Origin of the sequence: Mycobacterium rhizamassiliense (assembly GCF_900157375.1) — a bacterium.
GTDB classification, from domain to species: Bacteria; Actinomycetota; Actinomycetes; order Mycobacteriales; family Mycobacteriaceae; genus Mycobacterium; species Mycobacterium rhizamassiliense.
This window is the reverse complement of record NZ_LT721901.1, coordinates 2,516,763-2,535,531: the sequence shown is the minus strand read 5'-3', so window position 1 is coordinate 2,535,531 and position 18,769 is coordinate 2,516,763. Positions and strand designations below refer to the sequence as shown.

Below are 18,769 nucleotides of genomic sequence, written 5' to 3'. Positions count from 1 at the left end.
GGTGCGGCTACACGTGAAGCGTTGTGCCGGTTTCTTTTTCCGCGAGTTCCCACAACCTACCTGCAGCTTCGTAGTCACAGGCCTTCGCGGCGCGTCCGGCGAGCGTCGGGCCGCCTTTGAGGCCGCTCAGACTGTCGATACCTACGTAGCTACCCGATGCGATCGGCTCGCTGATGCAGTACAGCGTTGGCGCGGCACCGGCTTCGGGGTCGTTCCCGAACATCTTGGGAACCCATTGCCCCCAATGCCAGGCTGACATGACGCGGGTATCAGACATTTTCAACAGGTTCGACGACACCCAGCCGGGATGGGTAAGTTGACTGATCACCGGCGATCCGGCGGCACGCAGACGCCGGTCCAATTCGAGTCCCCAAAGCATCACCGCCAGCTTCGAGCGGCCATAGGCCGGGTACCGCGACCACTTGTGAGCACGCAGATGCGGGTCGTCGAACGCGATCACCGACGACTTATGCTTGTGGCGGTCGGAGCCGACGTTGATGATCTGCGAGCGCACCCGATCGAACAGCAGGTTGGTCAGCGCGAACGGACCGAGGAAATTCGTGGCCAGCGTGATCTCAAAGCCGTCCACGGTCTCGGTCCGCCGCGGCGCGATCGCGCCGGCATTGTTGATCAGAATGTCCACGTCGCCCTCGAACAGGCCCGGAAATGCGCGCACCGACGATTGATCGGCGAGATCCAATTTGACCAACGACGTCTCGCCACTCATTTCGGCGGCACGCTGCGCACCCAACTCGAGATTGCGGACGGCCATGATCACGTGCGCTCCAGCCTTGGCCAACTCGCGTGCCGTGGCCAAGCCCACGCCGTTGGTTGCGCCGGTGACGATGATCCGCTTGCCGCTGAGGTTGCCGAGTCGGGTCGGCGACCAGTTCGATGTCATCGCCTGAGATATACCAATCTGAGGATCGAGACTGCAAGCGGCCAACACGGGCGTCCACAGTCGTTTTCAGGTGTATGAACCCCCGTCGGTGGGGTCGCGGATTCAACGGCAGCCATCTCCGACCAATTACCCCACCCGCACCGGCAGCTGCCCCCATCCGGCGACCGTCGATGCGTTAACTCTTCGGCACTCGTCCCAAATGACCTCGTATCGCGGCATGAAGTCAAGCAAATGGTCAAGCGCGATCGCGGTTTCCATTCTGCCCAGTGCGGCGCCTAGGCAGCTGTGCACGCCGTAGCCGAGCGCGAGCTGCTGCGCTCGGCGATGGTCTCGGTCGATGTCGAAAACGTCGGGGTCGGGGAAGACGTCCGGATCGCGATTGGCGGCCACCTCGCACAGAAACACCGGCTTGCCCGCCGGAATCGTAACCCCTTGTACCGTAACCACTCTCGTGGTTTTGCGCAGAGTGTATAGCACCGGGCTGTCGTATCTGAGCACCTCTTCCACCGCCGCCGGAATCTTGGTGCGATCGTCGAGCAATTTTTGCCACTGGTCGGGGTGCCGCGCGAATGCCGCCACGGCGTTGGCGACGAGTTTGGTCACGGTTTCGGTGCCCGCGCCGCCGACCAGCATTGCGAACACCGTGATCTCGTCATCTGCCAGACTCGTCGTCTCGCCGTGCTCGTTTTGAATCTCGGCGGCGATGAGGGTGCTGATCATGTCGTCTTGCGGCTGCGTGCGACGCTCCAGCACCAGGTTGTAGCAGTACGCGGCCGCGTTCAGCAGCATCGTCAGGGTGGTCTCGTCCGGCGCGGTCTGGCCGGGCTGGTAGCTGAGCGCGACTTGAACCCACTCGCGAAATTGCTGACGGTCCGCGGGCGGGACTCCGACCATGCAGGTGATGACCTCGCCCGGAAAGATGGCCGAGAACTCCTGCACCACATCGAATCTACGAGGATCGGCGCTCTCCAAGCAGCGCCGCACCACCTCGATGACGGTGGCTCGTTGCGCTTCGACCGCGCGCGGCGTGAAGGCCTTGTTGACCAGGCCCCGCATCCGCCCGTGCTCCGGCGGGTCCATGTACAAGATCGCCTTCGGCGGCTCCTCGCCGCTGCGCATCATCGCCAGGTCGAGGCCGCCCGCCGATGAGTAAGTCTGAAAGTCCCTGGCGGCTGCGGCCACATCCTCGTAGCGGGTAAGCGCGTAGAAGTCTAGGTCCTCGTGGTAGTAGACCGGTGCCTCCGCACGCATTCGCCGGTAGATTTCGTGCGGCTGGGCGAAGAATTCCTCGGAGTACGGGTCGAACGTCAATTGCGACTGCATTGTCACTGGACTCCATATCGGTGTCGAGGAGTGCTCGGTAATTGCGCTTTGCCGTATCTGAAGCATAAACCAGGCGTCACCGGCGTTTCCGGCAGATTTATGCGGGCCAACCCAGCGCCCGAGGATTTCGAATGTCGCTGGGCCGGCCTCATCCGAGCACCGCACTGGCCCCGCGGCCGGGCACCGGGATCATCAATCCGCGCCATCGCACCGGCTCGGGTCGCTCGTCGGCCGGACGAACGGTGCAGGTGCTGAATAACGTACCGAGGACGGCCCGCATCTCCAGCTCGGCGAAAGTCGCTCCCAGGCAACGCCTTACGCCGCCGCCGAAGGGAATCCAGGTATAGGGTCCTGCCGGTTGGTCAAGGAAACGCTCCGGGCGGAAACACTCTGGGTCGGGGTAAAGGTCCGGCCTCCGGTGCGTGAGGTAAATCGATGACACCACGCTCACCCCGGCCGGTAATCGGAAGCCGGCAATTTGCATCGGCGCGGTGAGCTGCCGCGTGACCATCGAGATCACCGGTCGCAGCCGCATCGTTTCCTTGACCACGGCATCCGCGAACCGGTGGTCCCCAACGCGGGCTTCCTCGATCAGTCGAGCCTGGTACTCGGGATGACGGATAAGACGCTCCACCGCCCACGCTAGCGAGGTCGCAGTGGTTTCCTCGCCGGCCAACAGCATAGTTACCAGCTCGTCGCGAATCTCCGTATCGCTCAACGGCTGGCCATCAGCGTGGCGGGCTTGCAGAAGAATTGACAGCAGGTCACCGCGCCCGGCCCAGTCGTCAGCCTTGCGTCGATCATCGATCTCAGCACGAACCAAGCGGTCGATCTGACCCATGAGGAACTTGCGCGTCAGCGCCTCCCGCATCCGCGGCGGACCTATAACCAGCAGCAGCAGTCCCGCCCTCGTCGTTAGCATCCGCTTCAGTTCTGCGCGCAGCTGATCAAGACGGGCCCCCTCGCTCAGCCCGAGAACGCCGCGCAGCATGACCTCCAGCGTCAGGGCTTGCATGCGCGGGTGCAGGCGCACCTGCCTGCCGCGCGGCCAACGCGCGATCTCCGCTTGGGCGATGGCGGTCATCGTGTCGGCATAAAATTTGAGGCCGTTGCCGCGGAACGACGGCATAAGGAGGCGACGCTGCTCCCTGTGCGCATCCCCTTCGAGCAGCAGCAAGGAGTTCGCACCCACCACTGGTTCCAAGATGCGATTGCTCTCCGCGGCGCACAGCAGTTCAGGGGGACCGCTGAAGACCTCCTTCACGGCATCGGGATGCGACACCACCACCCAGGGACGCTGGCGGGGAAACCGCAAAGTAAACACGTCCCCGTAACGGGCCGCGCACCAATCCATGAATCCCCATGGGCGGGACGTCCATGCAGCGAACTGAATGAACGTCGGGAGCCGGGGGCCCGGCGGCAGAACATCGCGGGGCATTAGCCGACGCTGCCTTCATCTTTGGCAAGGCAGTACATCCGATAAGACGATCGACGAGGGCCAAGTGTCGCCTTGCCGTATACGACCATCCCATAACGGATTACGTCGAGCACATACCTCGGACCGCGGCCTGCAACGAGGTCATGCAGCCGTTGGGCAGTTCCTATGAGTCCGCGCGAAACCTCCTCATCGATGCACCTTTCCGACAGCACCCGCATCGGGACGTCGGCAAACGCCGCTTCCCACTGCGCTATCCACGGCAGCGGTCGCAGATCGGTGTAGAGAAAATGCCCTCCCGGGCGCAACACACGCGCTACCTCCGCAAGGAAACCAGGAAAGTCGGGATAGCCGTGCGAAGCTTCGACATTGAGCACTGCGTCGAAAGAGTCGTCGGAGAAGGGCAGGCTCTGGGCGTCGCCATGCACAAAGCTCAGGCCGGGCAGGTCGTAGGCTGCTCGACAAAAGTCGATTCCAGCACGGTTTAAATCCAGACCCGTGTAAGAAGCTGGGCCCAAGGTGCGCACAACGTGCGAGGCCCCGCCGCCGTGGCCACAACTGACTTCCAGCACCCTTTTGCCCGTCAGATCGACCTGCGCCGCCGTGCGGTGGTAGAGCTGAATCATGAACCGGCCGGGTTCGTCGGACTGCGGCAACGACAGGCCCATTGGCGGATCCTCCTCGTAGCCCAAATTGATCAAGCGGACTTGATCTGCGAACCGGCGCGTGAAGAGCGGGTAGACGCGCTTGGCGAATATCTGCGTCAGGCGGTCGGAGACCGTTGTGAAGGCGAGCGTCAGCCGGCCAAATGCTAGCCCCGCGGAGAATCTCGGCTGTCTCATATACGAGCCGGGGTCAAGCCTCAGCGGACCTCGGCGTTTCATGATGCCCGATCGCTGCTGCTCGTATCGGGTTTCTGTGCTGCCCGGCGATCGGCGCAGCCCTCAATCCGTCCGGCCAAGTCCAGTAGTTCCCTGAGAGCGATAGGGAGACCATCAGCCAGCTCCCAGAGGTCGGGCAGCAGGTCCGTACACGAAACAAGGCCGACATCGACCTTGCCGTTGAGCGACATAACGGTGACGTTCAGACCGGCTCCGTGGAAAACCGGTCCGAACTTATAGCTCGCTTTGACCTTGGCTCCCATCAAGTAGCACTGCACTTGTGGTCCGGGCACATTGGACAGGGTCAGGTTGTAAATCGGTCGGCGGTCGCTGAGTCCAGACCATCGGTAGATTCGCCATCCCACCTCTAACAACCGGGGAGCGAATTGCGTCCAATCGAGCCCCAGCGACGGACCGACCGCCGAAACATGTTCTTTTGCAACAGAACTCGCCGCAGCGATAGCCCGAAGCCGCGCCATGGGATCGGCCACATCGGTGCACAAACTGGAAATCATGGCAGACAATTGGTTGCGGCTCGCGCGGCTCGACTGAAAAATCGACACCGGCATCGCCGCGGCCAGCGTGGCCTGCGGCAGCGCGGAACGATCAAGCAGGAAACGTCTGACCGCACTTGATACCAGCGCCATCATCACGTCGTTGAACGTGACTCCGAACTTGTTCTTGACGGCCTTGACGTCATCGAGGTCCAGTTGGACGTAGGCCACGGTGCGGCGGCCAGAGACGGTGCCGTTGAACATGGTCCGTGGCGCGTTGAACAGTCCCGTCATGGTTTGACCCCGGGCATTCCGACGGATCGTCGTGATCGCCCCGGCGATTGTTGTGAGCAGCACCTTGAGCAGATACCAGGGCCGTCGCGCGAACCGCACCAAACCATCAACGACGATCTGCCGCTGACTGAGAGTCCCTACCCCCTCAATGGGTTCCGGCGGCGTCGGGTCGGCTTCGGTGCTGCAGAGCCGCGCCAAAATGTCGTTGGCGGTGGTCCCGTCCGCGAGCACGTGATGCATACGGTGCATCACCGCGACCCGGCCGCTGATGCGTGAATCGGTGCCAGACAATCCCTCGATCACCCACATCCCCCACAAGGGCCGGCTGCGGTCGATCTGCTCGGCGATCAAGCGCCCCACGAGCGCCGACAGTTCATCGCTGCTGCCCGGCGCCGGCAGCTTGACGCGGTGCAGATGGCGATCGAGATCGAAGTCGGGATCCTCCACCCACACGGGAGTGTCCAAATTCAATGCGCTGTCAGCCATCTTCATCCGGAATTCCGGCACTGCTACGAGTCGCTGCGATAGCGTCGCGCGGAAGTTGGCGAAGCTATATCCCCCGGGCATGGTCGATGTGTCCAATTCCCACAACGCGCATCCGGTCATGGGCTGTGACTGGGACTCCAGATGCAGCAAGCTGGCGTCGAATCCACTGAGTCGATGGATGGTCATCCGAGCACCCTGCTGGGGCCGGCGGCGTACGAGTTAATGCGTTGCCAAGATTGCCGAACAACGATGTGGGAGAACATGGAATCGGTCACGATCACCTCTTCCCGTAGGCGTGGGCGTTAGCATACTGTGCCAACCCGTCCGAGGCGCTGGCTATTGCCGCGAACGACCCCATTCCATCTGAGTTCAGTCCACCGGCAGCTGATTTCCTCCCTGCCTTGCAGTTGGACAGCGGTTGGCTTGAAAAGCTTGTGGTGGAACTACTTTCGCGGGTCATCGGACCACCGGGCCATCAGCCGCGAAGTAAACCTCGGCGACATCCCGCGGAGCATCGGGCTCCCCAATCAGCCGAGCGAATTTCTGCCCCTCGTAGGCGGCCGTGGCCAGCGGGCGTACCCCGAGCGCGTCGCCGATGGTGAATAGTTGTGCGACTTTACCTTCGAGCTCGCGCGCAATTGCGTCAACGGGGATCCGGCCGGTGGCCAAGACCACGGCATCGACGCCCGGGATCACCGACTCGCGTCCGCTGTTGACGTCGACGATCTGCAGGTCGTGATCGCCGATTCCGCGGACCCAGGTCGTGGCTTGGAACACGACATTGGCCTCAGCCATTCGTTGGGCGATCGAATCCCCTTCTAAGCTCATCACTTCGCGGTGGGAGTAAGGGGCGTAGTTGGGCGACAGCATGATCACCTCGGCGCCGCGGCGGCCAAGCAGCTCTGCCACACCGCTGCCGGTATGCGTGGCTTCGGCGTCTACCACGACAAGCTTGCCCGACGGTTGCACGCGGCCCTCCAGGATGTCCTCGGGACAGCAGACGTGTGGCTTGTCGGCGCCGGGGATGTCCTGGTCGAGAAAAGCGCTTCGCCCGGTCTGGCTATAGCTGGCGCCGGTGGCGACGATCACGGCATCGGGCGCCAGCGCTAACACCTCTTGCGCCGCTGCCGGCTTGCCTCGCCGGATCACCACACCCAGCCGGACCAGTTCGCGCGTCCACCAGTCGATCGCGTGCCGGTAGAAGTCACGGCCCGGCAGCCGCGACCACAGCTCTAGCGCCCCACCAAGTTCCTCGCGCGCTTCCAGCAAGGTGACATCGTGGCCCCGGAGCGCCGCAACCCGGGCTGCCTCAAGTCCCGCTGGCCCGCCGCCAATCACGACCACCTTCACAGGCCGCGCGGCCGCAGTGAATGTGCTTTCACCCCAAAGCCTTTCCCGAAAGGACGCCGGGTTGATCGTGCAACCGATCACGCGATAGTTAATGCCGCCGAGGCACCAGTTACAGGCAATGCAGGTGCGCGCCTGGTCTTCGGTGCCCTCGCGGGCGTGCTTGACGAATTGCGGCTCGGCAATCAGCTGACGCGCCGACCCGACGAGATCGCACACGCCCGACGCGATCGCAGCTTCAGCGTCGTTCATTTTGGTGACCCGGCCAAGCACAGTAAGCACCGGCACCTCACCCGCCGCGCCGCGGACCTTCTCCACAAACGGTCGGTAAGAGAACTCCTCGGTAAAGACCGTGGGCATACCATATTTCAGCTGGAGGGGCTCCATGCCAACGTCCAGATCGACAAAGTCGACCAGCCCCTGTGTGCAGATCGAGCGAACCACATCGTAGGCGTCCGAACTCGCGTAGCCACCCTCGATCAGCTCATCGCAGTTGATCCGCGGGCCGACAGCCATCCCGCTGCCCGCGGCGTCACGCACTGACTGCAACACTTCGACGAGCAGCCGCATCCGGTTTTCCAACGGCCCGCCGTATTCGTCGGTGCGTCGGTTGTAGTACGGCGACAGGAACTGCTCGATGATGGTGGCGTGCGCGGCGTGGACTTCAATGCCATCGAATCCGGCTTCACGTAGATGCACTGTCGATTGGTGATACGCGTCGACGATCATCGCAATCTCGCCGCGTGTGGCCGCGCGGGTCGAACCGCTGATCCCGTTGAATGCGAACTGCGAAACCGACGGGCCAAACGACGGCGCTTGCGGTGCCATCGATTGCCAATGACCGGGAGTCATCCAGTGATACCAAATCTCACCAAAGATTTTCCCACCAGCCCGGTGCACGGCGTCGGCCAGCGCGGCGAAGGCAGCAATGTTCTTCTTCGGATACGGAGAAGGCTGAAAGGAGCGCCCGCGCTGATGCGCCGTGCAGCTCAAGATCACCAGACCGCAGCCGCCATCCTTCACCCGCTCCGTGCAATACGCCACGAAATCGTCAGAAGGGGCGGAGCCGACGTTCAGCGGAATAGCGTGCGGCGCGAAGTAATAGCGGTTGGACAGCTCCACCGGTCCAACCCGCACCGGGCTGAAAACATTGGGGTAACGGGGATGCATCGTCGTCTCTCTCCTTCCGAGCGTGCACCAGGCCGCAACAGCGGGACCATCGACGCCCACGGCCACCAGGGCACGACGGCCCGGCCCCGTTCCCGTTCGATAGCTTCGACTAATGCCTTGACGCCAGTTTCGTTGTCCACCGCGAACATCGAGGATTCAGATTTGGGTTTCATCTCCGACTCGATATCGCCCGCCTCGATGACCGAAATCTTGATCGGGAGACGACCGCCGACCTCATGTGCGCGCCCGAACATAACGGCCAAGCGCCCACATCGGAAAGACCAGCTTGTACATCTCGTAGTTGATATACATGTCCACCGGGAATCCGGTGCCGGTGAAATGTTGTTCGTCCCAACCGCCGTCGGGCAGCTGGTTCGTCACCAGCCACCCGATCCCTCGCTGCACGGCCTCGGTGTCATCCCCGGCCGCCAACAGTGCGAGCAACGCCCACGCGGTCTGCGACGGGGTCGACGCCCCACGCCCCACCCAGGCACGGCGGTCGACGTACGAGCGTGCGTCCTCCCCCCACCCGCCATCGTCGTTCTGGTGCCGCTTCAACCAATCCACCGCGGAACGGATCGGCGCGGCCGCGGCGTCAACGCCGGCCGCGATCAATGCCGGCACGACCGCGCCCGTTCCGTAGACATAGTTGACACCCCACCGGCCGTACCAGGAGCCGTCCGGCTCCTGGTGATCGAGCAGCCACCGCACGCCCCGCTCGCATCGCTCGCCGTGCACTCCCTCGATGGCGAGCATCTCGACAACGTGGGCGGTGACGTCGGCCGAGGGTGGATCGGTGACCGCACCGAAATCACAGAACGGCAACTTGGTCACCAACGTGCTGGTGTTGTCGGCGTCGAACGCACCCCAGCCACCGTCGCGCGACTGCATGCCCGCGGTCCAGTCCACCGCCAGGTCGACTGCGGCGGCGACCCGGGCCGCGTCGGGATGCCTCACGCGGCGCAGGCCCAGGATGACCTCCGCAGTGTCGTCGGTGTCGGGATAGTTGTCATTGGCGAACTCGAACGCCCAAGCACCGGGCCGCAATTCGGGGCGACGCACATGCCAGTCTCCCGGCCGGGTGATCTGCCTGTCGAGTAGCCAGTCGGTGGCGCGCAGTACCGCCGGGTCGTCTGGAGCCACGCCCGCGTCCAGCAGAGCGGCCAGTGACAGCGCGGTGTCCCATACGGGCGACTGGCAGCCCTCCAGCCGGCGGGTCGGCCCGTCCGGGGTGTCCTCGTGGAGGAGGAATCCGTCCAGCCCGGCGAGGCCGGCGCGCACCGCGGGATGGTCCATCGGATAGCCCATAAGGTGCAGTGCCAGAATCGAATACACGGTCGGCGGCTGGATGCCGCCCCACGCGCCGTCGGCTTCCTGGCGGGCCAGGATCCATTCGAGGGACTGCTTCATCGCCGAGGTTCTCAGCGGTCGGAACGGATGCCGCGCGTACCAGTGCAGCAGTTTGTCGAGCCGCTGGAATATGCCGGCAATGGTCCACGGCCGGTCGAGGCGGCGAGGCCGGCCCGAGCGCAGCTCGTTGATACCGAAAGATCTGGGGCGCACCGGCTTTAGCGTGCAGACGATCATCAGCGGCACAATCGTTCCGCGTGCCCAACAGCCCCAGTCATAGATGTTCAGCGGCGCCCAGGACGGGAAGAAGATGAGCTCGGGCGGCAGTTCCGGGCAGTCGTCCCAAGACCATAATCCGGAGAGCGACAACCAGATCCGGGTAAACACGCGGCTGGCTTCGACCCCGCCTGCGGACCGCACGAATTCGGCCGCCTTGGCCATGTGTGGTTCCTCGGGCCCGTCCCCGGCCAATCGCAATGCCACCCATGCCTCGGCCGAGGTCGACAGGTCACCCGGACCGCCCGGATATACCGCCCAACTACCGTCCGCGCGCTGCTGTGACCGGATCCATCGTGCCGTGGGTTCGGTCGCCTCGGGTGTCAGGATGCCCAGGAATGCGCGCATCAGCAGGTCCTCGGCGTCCATGGTCACGTTGGTGTCGAGCGCGCCCTTCCACCCGCCGCTTTGATGCTGTTGTGATCGCAACTGGCGCACCGCGGCATCCAGCGCGGCTCGCACATCGCCCAACTCGTCTGGGGTGGCGGCGGGTTCCGGCATCCGGCTAGCGGTGGTCGACATCTATGCATCCCTATGAGTGAGGTAGCGGGCCAGTGCGCGCAGCTGTCCAGCTGGCTTCGATACGGCCCCGGCTTGTGCGACGGCATCGTCGGCCAGGGCGGCGAGACGGACGGCCTCTCGGGTCGCCCACTCGCGTCCGCCCCCCTGCTCGACAAGCTCGGCGACGCCCGCGAGCTCGGCGTCGGTTGCGTCGCGCGGCTCGTCGGCCAGCCATGCGGCGAGTCGGCGGCCCGGCGCCCCGCCGTTCTCGATCGCCCACGTGACCGGCAGGGTCTTCTTGCGCGACCGTAGGTCGGAATACACTGGTTTGCCGGTGATTTCGGGTTGGCCCCAGATGCCAAGCAGGTCGTCGACGAGCTGGAACGCAACGCCGAGGTGGTCGCCGTAAGACGTCAGCGCGTCGGTCATCGCGGGAGGCGCGCCGGTCAGCACCGCTCCGATTGCCGCGCTGACCGACATCAGCGCTCCGGTCTTGCCGCGGACCATGGCTACGCATTCAGCGAGGCTCACCGCGCAGCGGCTCTCGAAAGCGATGTCCAGGGTTTGGCCCCGGATGAGCTCCCGGGTGGCAACCGCCAGCATCGCTTCCGCGGTGCGTGCGTGTGGCGAACGCAGATCCAACAGCACCTCATGCGCCAGGGATAGCATCGCGTCGCCCGCGAGCACCGCGGTCGGGGCACCCCACTGCGCCCAGACGGTAGGTCGATGCCGGCGTTCGGCGTCCCCGTCCATCACATCGTCATGCACCAGCGAAAAGTTATGTACCAGTTCAACGGCCACCGCGGCGGGCAACGCCGCCTCCGGTTCGGCTCCCGCGGCGACGGCGCCCAACAACGCCAGGCTAGGGCGAATGGCCTTGCCGCCGTTGGTGTTAGCCGGAACACCGTCCTTGTCGCACCAGCCGAGGTGGTAGGAGACGACGAGCCGAGTGCTCGGATCGAGGCGGTGCACCATCTTACGTAGCAGCGGGGTGATCAGTTCCCGTACCTCATCGAAGGTTTGGACTATCGGCGTCATACCGCCTCCGTCGATAGCGATCTCGCGTCGGCCAGCAACGCGGCGGCCGCGGCATCACCGCTGCGCACCGCCCCCTCCATCGTCGCCGGCCATTCGGTCGCCGTCCACGCCCCGGCCAGGTACAAGCCTGGCACGGCGGTACGCGCGGGCGGTCGCAGCCGGGCGGTACCCGGAGATGGCCGAAACGTCGCCTCCCGCTCGCGGGTCACGAAAAAGTCTTTCAATTCGGCGGATTCGAGCCCCGGCAGGATCGACTTCAGGGCGGGCACGAAACGGTCGCGCAGCGTAGCGGTCGGTACGTCGATCAAATCGTCGGCGGCCGAGAGCGATACGGCAAGGTACTGGCCAGAGGGCAGGCCGCTTTGGTCGGTGCGGTCGAAGACCCACTGCACGTCGCTGTCGACGGCCGCGATGAACGGTTCCTGCAGAACCGTTCGATCGAGGATCAGATGCAGGTTGATAATCGGCGAACTGCCTAGCCGCTGCGACCATCCCGGCTCCATGTCCACCGCACCCTCGGGCAACAGAGCTTCGGCACCGGACGGCGGAACGGCCGCGATGACGGCGTCGAAGCGGGCCGAGCCGGTGTCGGCCTCCACGTCCCACGCTCCGTTGCTTCGGGACAGCGACCGCACCGGGGTTCGAAGCTGCACGGCGGCGCCCGATTTGGCGAGCGTGTCGGCGGCGGTGTCGCCGTGCAGTCGCTGCAGGGGCACCGCGGACCAACCGATGTCGCCGCTGCAGTTGTCGCGCAGCATGCCGATCTGGAACACCGTGGCGGCCAAGGCCAGAGACGCGTCGTCGGCGCGGGCGTTGAGCGTCGCGATGCCGACGAGCTCCCACAGGCAGTGCACGGCGCTGGCGCTCTGACCGTGCTCGCGCAGCCAGTCTCCGAAGCCGCGCAGGTCGGTCGCGGGGTCGGCGGCATCGACCGCCCGCAGCGCCAACGCCGCGCGGGCGAAGCGCACGCGATCACCGAGGTTCAGCCATGGGTAGCGGGCCAGCGACGCGGCCAGGTGCAGCGGCGCGGGCAGGCGGGTGCGCCGCAGCCGAGCCGCACGCGACGGGCTGCGTACCGCGATGTCGAGCCGCGGCTGCAGCGCGGTCATGTGCTCGGCGCCGAGCCGTTGCACGAGTGCGCGGTATGACGTGCAGCAGCGCAGGAACACGTGTTGGCCGTTGTCCACCCACAACTCACCGCGCCGGAACGAAGACGTCAGGCCACCCAATCGGGGCCTGGCCTCGTACAGCGTCACCGCGGCCCCGGCATCGGCGCAGCGCACCGCGGCGGTGATGCCGGCGAGGCCGCCGCCGATTACGGCAAGGCGGCAGGACGCGAGGCCCGTCACAGCGCCGCCCTGGCCAATGCGACTGCGGCGACTCGCGCCTTTTGCGTTCCCGACAGGGACAGCCGCCGGTCGTACACGCTCGCGGGCGACGTCTTGATGATGGTGAGCAGATGTCGGTAGATGCCCGACATGGCCAGGCAGCACGCGGCGCTGCGACGGTCCAGATGTGGTATCAGCCTGAGCCCCAACGAGTACCAATCTTCGGCACGCCCGGCGCAGAACCTAAGCAGCGCGGCAAGTTGTCCGTCCGGGTCGTCGAGTTCGCCGAACTCGTCAACGCTCAAACGGACGCCAAACCGCTCAAGTTCGCTGTGCGGCAGATAGATCCGGCCGTTGAGCAGGTCCTCGCGCACGTCGCGCAGGATGTTGGTCTGCTGCAGCGCGATGCCGAGCTGGTCGGCGTAGCGCGAGGTGTGGGGTTCGACCGGACCGAAGATCGACAGACACAGGCGCCCGACCGATCCGGCCACCCGTCGGCAGTACACCACCAGGTCGCAGAAATCCTGGTAGGTAACGCCCTCCACATCCATCTGCACACCGTCGATCAACTCTTCGAAAGCCGACACCGGAATGGGGAACCGGCGCGTCGAGTCGGCCACGGCCACCAGCACGGGATCCGACGAATGATCCAGATTCCCAACCGATTTTCGCACCAGCGACAGTTCGGCCACCTTCTGCTCGGGCGGCAGATCGCCGTCGCCGATATCGTCGATTCGCCGCGCCAGCGCGTACACCGCGCACAAGGCGGACCGCTTGCCCGATGGCAGCAACCGGATGCCGTAGTGAAAATTCAATGCCTGGGTCCGGGTGATGTCCTCGGCGATGCGGTAGGCGTCCTCCACCGTGCTCATTGGGCAGTCAGCTCCGTCGGAGCGCGAAGCAACAGCGCGGCCGCGGAGAAGGCGACGTCGCGGCGACGGGCCTTCGGGGTGCGGCCTAGCACGTCGCCGCCGGTGCGGCGCAATCCCTGCGCGGCGGCGCGCCCGCCCGCGACGTACCCGGCAACCGCGATGCGTGCCCATCCCGTCAGCCGCCCCACCAGCGGCGCACCGGACTCGAGTAGCTTTGCGGCGCGGCCGATCTCAAACATCATCAACTCGCGAAGGGCCTCGGTTGCACGCGTGCCGTCGAGGTCCGTTTCCCGCACGCCATAGGTCGCGAGGTCTTCTTGAGGCAGGTAAACGCGGCCTGCGCGCCGGTCTTCGGCGACGTCTTGCCAGTGTTCCAGCAATTGCAGCGCCCGGCATACCCGGTCCGACAATTCCGCAGTCTCCGACGAACACTGGTCAAATACATCAAGCACCAGTCGGCCCACCGGATCGGCGGACAGCCGACAATACGCGATGAGTTCCTCGAACGTCTCGTAGCGCGAGACGCGTTGGTCGATCAGGTTGGCCTCGATGAGGCGGTCGAATGGCTCGGTATCCAGGTTGTGCGCCCGCACCGTCGGCGCGAGTGCCTGCAGGACCCGCGATCGCGGCGTGTCATCCCGCCAGATGCGGTGCAGATCGGCGCGAAAGTCATTGAGCGCGACAACGCGATCTCCTGGTGCGGCGTCACCGAGGTCGTCGATAGTGCGGGCCACCGCGTAAATCGCATGGAGGTCTTCGCGCACCGCCTTCGGCAGCACGCGCAGCGCGACGGGGAAGTTCTCGCCGCTTTCGCGGTGCCGCAACGTTTCGGAAGCCTGTTTGGGCTCACCACGAATTGAATCGCTGTGAGCGAGGAAGTTCACCCGCATCGGCCGGCGCCCCGGTCACACGTGTCGGGCGAACGGTTGCCGCAATGGTGATCCGGGCCGAAGCTTGGTCCGGACAAGGAGCGGGAAGCAGCAGCGGCAGCGGCCATCTCGTGAAGAGACCTGTGCGGTCGCGAGAACTTCCGCGCCGCGGCTTGCCATTTAGCCATAGCACCTATTGGGTTTTAGACGGCCTTCGCTGCAAAATTGGGAGTGCAACTGATGATTCGTCAGCAGGCGACGAATCAAGCGATAATGCTAGTCGCGTTAATTGAATCTGGCCAGCGAATCGTGAACTTGCCGGGCACTGGCCGCCGCTGCTTCAGAGAACCGAACAACGTTGTGCTGCACCGCCACAAGGAAGACGCGCGTCGGATCCATATATGACCAGGGGTCATATTTTTGGCCTCCGGCGCCTAGCTGCACAAATGCGACGATATCCACCAATGGTGCACGGCCAGCGGACTATTCGGTACCGGCGGTACGGCCATTTCTTTTCGGATAGTCGAGGTGTTCTCGCTCGATTGTCGCGACTAGGCGAAGCGCTTGATGTGCGATAGTGGCACTGCTCGCAGCAACTGCGTGATGGGCGCCCACGGCCACCACGGCACCATGGCCCGGCCCGGTTCCCCTTCGATCGACTCGACTAATGCCTTGACGCCATTGCGTTGTCAAGCATGAACGTCGGGAGCCGGATTTTGGATCAATCGCCACTCGATCCGGTTCGGCTCGACCACTGAAACCTTGATCTGACCCTTTGCGTATCCGGCGCACAGCAACTCTCCGCGCGATCGCAGTCCATCCTTGCTGCAGCCCGAACCACGGTTCCGCTGGCCCAGACCATTTTGAACATTGCGGAGGTCATGCAATCCACTGAGATGCGTAGTGTCGATACTGTTTTCGGCGAGTTCCTGCGGGTGGTTGTGAACTCGCCGAACCGTATGCCCTAACTGGTGCCAGCCCGAATCATCGCCCAGCGGTTGAATTTCCCACGACGCCTGCCCGGGGGCCATGCCAAACGAAGATCGCACCATGGATCTCGCGCACCTCGAGAAGTCCCAGGCGCGCCGCAGGAGGCGGGGCACCTGTCGGCGGATAGACGCAGGAACCGTTCACCGAGAAGCGAAAGCGTGAAATGGGCAATGCAGTTCGTCGCCAAGTACCTTCCCGCCGTGCCCCAGATGGGCCCCAAGATGCGGGCAATATGCCTCGATGGCGCGGGCCAATCCTGACTTGGTGCGGTACATGACGATCTCGCGATCCATGAACTGACGGGTCAGAACTTCACCCACGCGTAGCTCACGGCAAGTGCCACCACGTACCACCAAACAGAAAGGGAGGAGGCGCATCACGAGGCTGGCGCGCGCCTCTTACAGTGACGCTGACCTCGGGGCTGTGTTGTCCTACTGATTGGCGTGGTCGACCTGGGCCGCCGCGTCCTGGGTTTCGAACGTTGTCAACGCATCGCCTTACGTGTCGGCGCGGATCCAGCTGATGATGCCGTCGTGGGCAAAGCAGATGAGGAAGAGCCCATCGGGCGACTGCGCGACGTAGTTCTGGTAGTTCTCGCACTCCGCGTTTTCTTCCTTCACTCCCGCCATCGGTGGTGACCGGAACCACCGAGGCTGGTATCTCCTCGGCGAACCGCAGAACATCAGCCGCCCGGGCTCAGAGGCGAACGAGACATACCCATCCGCAACGCCGAAGGCGTAGTAGGTGGTGTTGTCGCACGGCGCTCCGAGGACCTGATGCGGCATGATGCCCGGCGTGCAGGCAGGGTAGTCGCAGACAGTCGGTCCAGCGAAGGATGGCGGCGCCGCGAGCACGCCGACGCCGAGCAACGCGGCAAAAAGGGCCACGATTAATCGCACCCGATTACTTTGCCACACCTGAAAAGAAAATTCTCCTGCTTGGAGAAGATCCTCCGGGCGAATGCGGTCCTCCGTGCCGGGACACCGCCAAGGCCGCCGAAGCACATGCGATCGCGTGCGCGCGTTTGCCCACGTAGCGGCCACGAAATGCAGCCACCCGATCCCAGTATTTGCCCTAGGCCAGAGTGATAAGCTCCTTCTCCGTGCATGATCCGGAGGGGCCCGACGCCGACCATGGTGATGACCCGCCCGACGTGACCGATCCGGCCGAACCACAGTCTCATCCGGAGGCCGTCGAGACCGCGCAGGAAGCCGACGCGGATGACGAAGTTGCCGAGGCCGAAGCGCGCGCCGAGGCGGCACGGGTACGCGTGGAACGGCTACGCCAGGCAGCAGAACCCGACACCGTCTCCGGCGATGCCGCGAAGTCGACCCGGAAACGGCCCGGATGGCTGCGGCGTCCCAAGCGGCCGCGCTGGTTCCACCGCCCCGGGCGCAAAACAGTCGCCGCCGGCTCCGGCATCGTGCTCACCGTCGCGTCCCTCGGGGCCACCGGCTACATGCTGTGGCAACACCATGCCGGGGTGCACAAAAGGCAGCTCGCCGCGGAATTCAGCGCGGCCGCCCGGCAAGGGATCACGGCGTTCATGTCGATTGACCCCGATCATGCTAAGGACAGCGTCCAGCGCATGATCGACGCCTCGACGGGCGACCAAAAAAATCAGCTTTCGGTGCTGTCACTTCTCATCGTGAACAAGGCCGAACAAACCAAGGTCGGCAGCAAGGTCAGCGTGGAAGCCGTCGCGGTCCAGTCGTTGAGCGACGACTCGGGAGTGGTGCTGGTGGCGGCGAAAACCGCTCCGTTTGGACCGGATGACGCCAAACCGCCACCGGCCCTGTTTCGGATGAGCGTCACGATGGATCGCGACGACGGTCAGCTCAAGATGTCGAAAGTTGAGTTCCTGCCGTGAGTGTCGAGAATGGCTCGTCGCCGGACGATACGGAAATCTCGACTGAGAGTGCCGAGAATTCGATCGCCGACGAGGGCGGCCAGCCACCCGCGGGGTCGGCACGCTTGCGCCCCCTGGCAGCGGTCCGCCGTTGCGGCCGTTGGCGTTTGGAGAGGTGGCGTTCGGTAGTCGCGACAATCGTGGTCATCGCGGCGGTGGGAGTCGCCGCTGGCGTGTACCTCGTTCAGTATCGGCCGGATCAGCAAGTTGGTGATGCGGCCGCACGGGGGGCAATCCAGGCAGCCTCGGATGGTGCCGCGGCGGTGCTGTCGTATTCCTACGACCATTTAAATCGCGATTTCGACAACGCGAGATCGCGCATCACCGGTGACTTTTTGGCCTACTACAACAAATTCGCCGATGACGCCATCGCACCGACGGCGCAGCAGGGGCAACTGACCGCGACCGCCAAGGTGATTCGGGCCGCCGTTTCGGAATTACATCCCGATTCGGCCGTCGTGCTGGTTTTCGTCGACCAGACGACGGCAAGCGTGAAAAAGAAAGATCCTGAGAAGACACAGAGCGCCGTCGTGGTCACGTTGCGAAAGGTCAATGGGTCTTGGCTGATCGCGAAATTCGATCCGGTCGCATGAGCGCACTGAATCTTCTTCCTAACCATTACCTGGCCGACCGAAGCGGTGTAACGTCATCGCTCGAGAAGGCCGCAAGCCGATGGCTAATGGCTGCCTGGGGCACTGCCGGATTATGCGCTTCGAGGAGCACCTGATGCGTACAGCTAAAGCACTCATCACCGCAACGACGGTGGCCGCCAGCGTCTTCGGCGGTTTGGCCGCCGCACCGACGGCCAGGGCAATAACCAAGGAAGACGTGGCCATCAACGGAACCTTCCGCGTCACGTCGGTCGGCGATTATGCCCAGCGAAACGATCAGTACTTCGGTGAGCCGACGGTCTACCAAACGTGGACCATCAGCTCGTCATGCATCTCAACCCAGGAATGCCACGGCTCGGTGACAAGCGACCAGGGCTGGACCGCGCCTCTCTACATGCTCGACGGGGAGATGTGGAAGGTGCGGCGCCAGGTACCGAACTGGGAGCGGTGCGAAGACGGTACGGCGTTCAGCGGAATGCAGACCTACTTTTTCTACCCCGTGAACGACAATGGTGGATTCCAAATCGGGTCGCGGGTCTTATCGGGCAAGGACAAGACGGTCGGCCCGAGCGGTGCATGCGGGCAAAACAATTGGCTCGATATCGCGATGCCGCTGCGCCTGGACCAGCTCTCCTGATTCACCCTTCGTGGTTTCCTTGCCGCCCTGAGGCCGCGTTGCGCCCTTAGCGTCTCG

17 protein-coding genes and 1 pseudogene are annotated in these 18,769 nt (G+C 64.2%); 3 read left to right on the top strand and 15 right to left on the bottom strand.

What is annotated here, in order from left to right; all coding sequences use genetic code 11:
- Positions 1-7: 7 nt before the first annotated feature.
- The 15 genes and pseudogenes from MRAB57_RS12445 to MRAB57_RS12380 all read right to left on the bottom strand — a co-directional run bounded on the left by MRAB57_RS12445 (position 8) and on the right by MRAB57_RS12380 (position 16,442).
- A complete protein-coding gene (locus tag MRAB57_RS12445; protein WP_077087821.1) occupies positions 8-901 on the bottom strand; it encodes an SDR family NAD(P)-dependent oxidoreductase in 894 nt (297 codons plus the stop codon).
- 126 nt (positions 902-1,027) lie between these two features.
- Positions 1,028-2,224 carry a cytochrome P450 gene (locus MRAB57_RS12440; RefSeq protein ID WP_077087820.1) on the bottom strand — a complete coding sequence of 399 codons (1,197 nt, stop codon included), beginning with the start codon at positions 2,222-2,224 and terminating at the stop codon, positions 1,028-1,030.
- 148 nt (positions 2,225-2,372) lie between these two features.
- A complete protein-coding gene (locus MRAB57_RS12435; protein ID WP_077087819.1) occupies positions 2,373-3,662 on the bottom strand; it encodes a cytochrome P450 in 1,290 nt (429 codons plus the stop codon).
- Positions 3,662-4,543, bottom strand: coding sequence for a phthiotriol/phenolphthiotriol dimycocerosates methyltransferase (locus MRAB57_RS12430; protein WP_083743376.1), 882 nt, complete (start codon positions 4,541-4,543; stop codon positions 3,662-3,664). Before MRAB57_RS12430 ends, MRAB57_RS12435 begins: the two co-directional genes overlap by 1 nt.
- Entirely contained in the window at positions 4,540-5,994 is a 1,455-nt protein-coding gene (locus MRAB57_RS12425; protein ID WP_083743610.1) for a WS/DGAT/MGAT family O-acyltransferase, read from the bottom strand. The genes MRAB57_RS12430 and MRAB57_RS12425 overlap by 4 nt, the downstream gene beginning before the upstream one ends.
- A 276-nt stretch (positions 5,995-6,270) precedes the next feature.
- Entirely contained in the window at positions 6,271-8,331 is a 2,061-nt protein-coding gene (locus MRAB57_RS12420) for an FAD-dependent oxidoreductase (RefSeq protein ID WP_083743375.1), read from the bottom strand.
- A 32-nt stretch (positions 8,332-8,363) separates the two neighbouring features.
- Positions 8,364-8,555, bottom strand: a pseudogene (locus tag MRAB57_RS29175) (SDR family oxidoreductase); the annotation flags it as partial.
- A 10-nt stretch (positions 8,556-8,565) separates the two neighbouring features.
- Complete coding sequence (gene shc / locus MRAB57_RS12410) at positions 8,566-10,479, bottom strand: squalene--hopene cyclase (RefSeq protein WP_083743374.1); 1,914 nt, start codon at positions 10,477-10,479, stop codon at positions 8,566-8,568.
- Positions 10,480-11,496: a polyprenyl synthetase family protein gene (locus MRAB57_RS12405; protein WP_077087815.1), complete on the bottom strand. Its 1,017-nt coding sequence runs from the start codon at positions 11,494-11,496 to the stop codon at positions 10,480-10,482.
- Positions 11,493-12,845, bottom strand: a complete 1,353-nt coding sequence (hpnE, locus tag MRAB57_RS12400) for a hydroxysqualene dehydroxylase HpnE (protein WP_077087814.1) — start codon at positions 12,843-12,845, stop codon at positions 11,493-11,495. Before hpnE ends, MRAB57_RS12405 begins: the two co-directional genes overlap by 4 nt.
- On the bottom strand, positions 12,842-13,696 hold the full coding sequence (gene hpnD, locus MRAB57_RS12395) for a presqualene diphosphate synthase HpnD (protein ID WP_077087813.1): 855 nt from the start codon (positions 13,694-13,696) through the stop codon (positions 12,842-12,844). Before hpnD ends, hpnE begins: the two co-directional genes overlap by 4 nt.
- Entirely contained in the window at positions 13,693-14,586 is an 894-nt protein-coding gene (hpnC, locus tag MRAB57_RS12390) for a squalene synthase HpnC (RefSeq protein ID WP_083743373.1), read from the bottom strand. The genes hpnD and hpnC overlap by 4 nt, the downstream gene beginning before the upstream one ends.
- A gap of 668 nt (positions 14,587-15,254) precedes the next feature.
- Positions 15,255-15,596, bottom strand: coding sequence for a hypothetical protein (locus tag MRAB57_RS28540; RefSeq protein WP_157900595.1), 342 nt, complete (start codon positions 15,594-15,596; stop codon positions 15,255-15,257).
- A 99-nt stretch (positions 15,597-15,695) separates the two neighbouring features.
- Complete coding sequence (locus tag MRAB57_RS29605) at positions 15,696-15,830, bottom strand: Rieske 2Fe-2S domain-containing protein (RefSeq protein WP_425436809.1); 135 nt, start codon at positions 15,828-15,830, stop codon at positions 15,696-15,698.
- A 222-nt stretch (positions 15,831-16,052) separates the two neighbouring features.
- Complete coding sequence (locus tag MRAB57_RS12380) at positions 16,053-16,442, bottom strand: hypothetical protein (protein ID WP_077087811.1); 390 nt, start codon at positions 16,440-16,442, stop codon at positions 16,053-16,055.
- A 215-nt stretch (positions 16,443-16,657) separates the two neighbouring features.
- On the opposite strand from MRAB57_RS12380, the gene MRAB57_RS12375 reads away from it, so the two are divergent.
- From MRAB57_RS12375 to MRAB57_RS12365, 3 genes are all read left to right on the top strand, one after another.
- Positions 16,658-17,425, top strand: a complete 768-nt coding sequence (locus MRAB57_RS12375) for a hypothetical protein (protein ID WP_077087810.1) — start codon at positions 16,658-16,660, stop codon at positions 17,423-17,425.
- Positions 17,422-18,057: a hypothetical protein gene (locus tag MRAB57_RS12370; RefSeq protein ID WP_077087809.1), complete on the top strand. Its 636-nt coding sequence runs from the start codon at positions 17,422-17,424 to the stop codon at positions 18,055-18,057. The genes MRAB57_RS12375 and MRAB57_RS12370 overlap by 4 nt, the downstream gene beginning before the upstream one ends.
- A gap of 133 nt (positions 18,058-18,190) precedes the next feature.
- Complete coding sequence (locus MRAB57_RS12365; RefSeq protein ID WP_077090570.1) at positions 18,191-18,712, top strand: Rv2253/PknI dimerization domain-containing protein; 522 nt, start codon at positions 18,191-18,193, stop codon at positions 18,710-18,712.
- Positions 18,713-18,769: the final 57 nt, after the last annotated feature.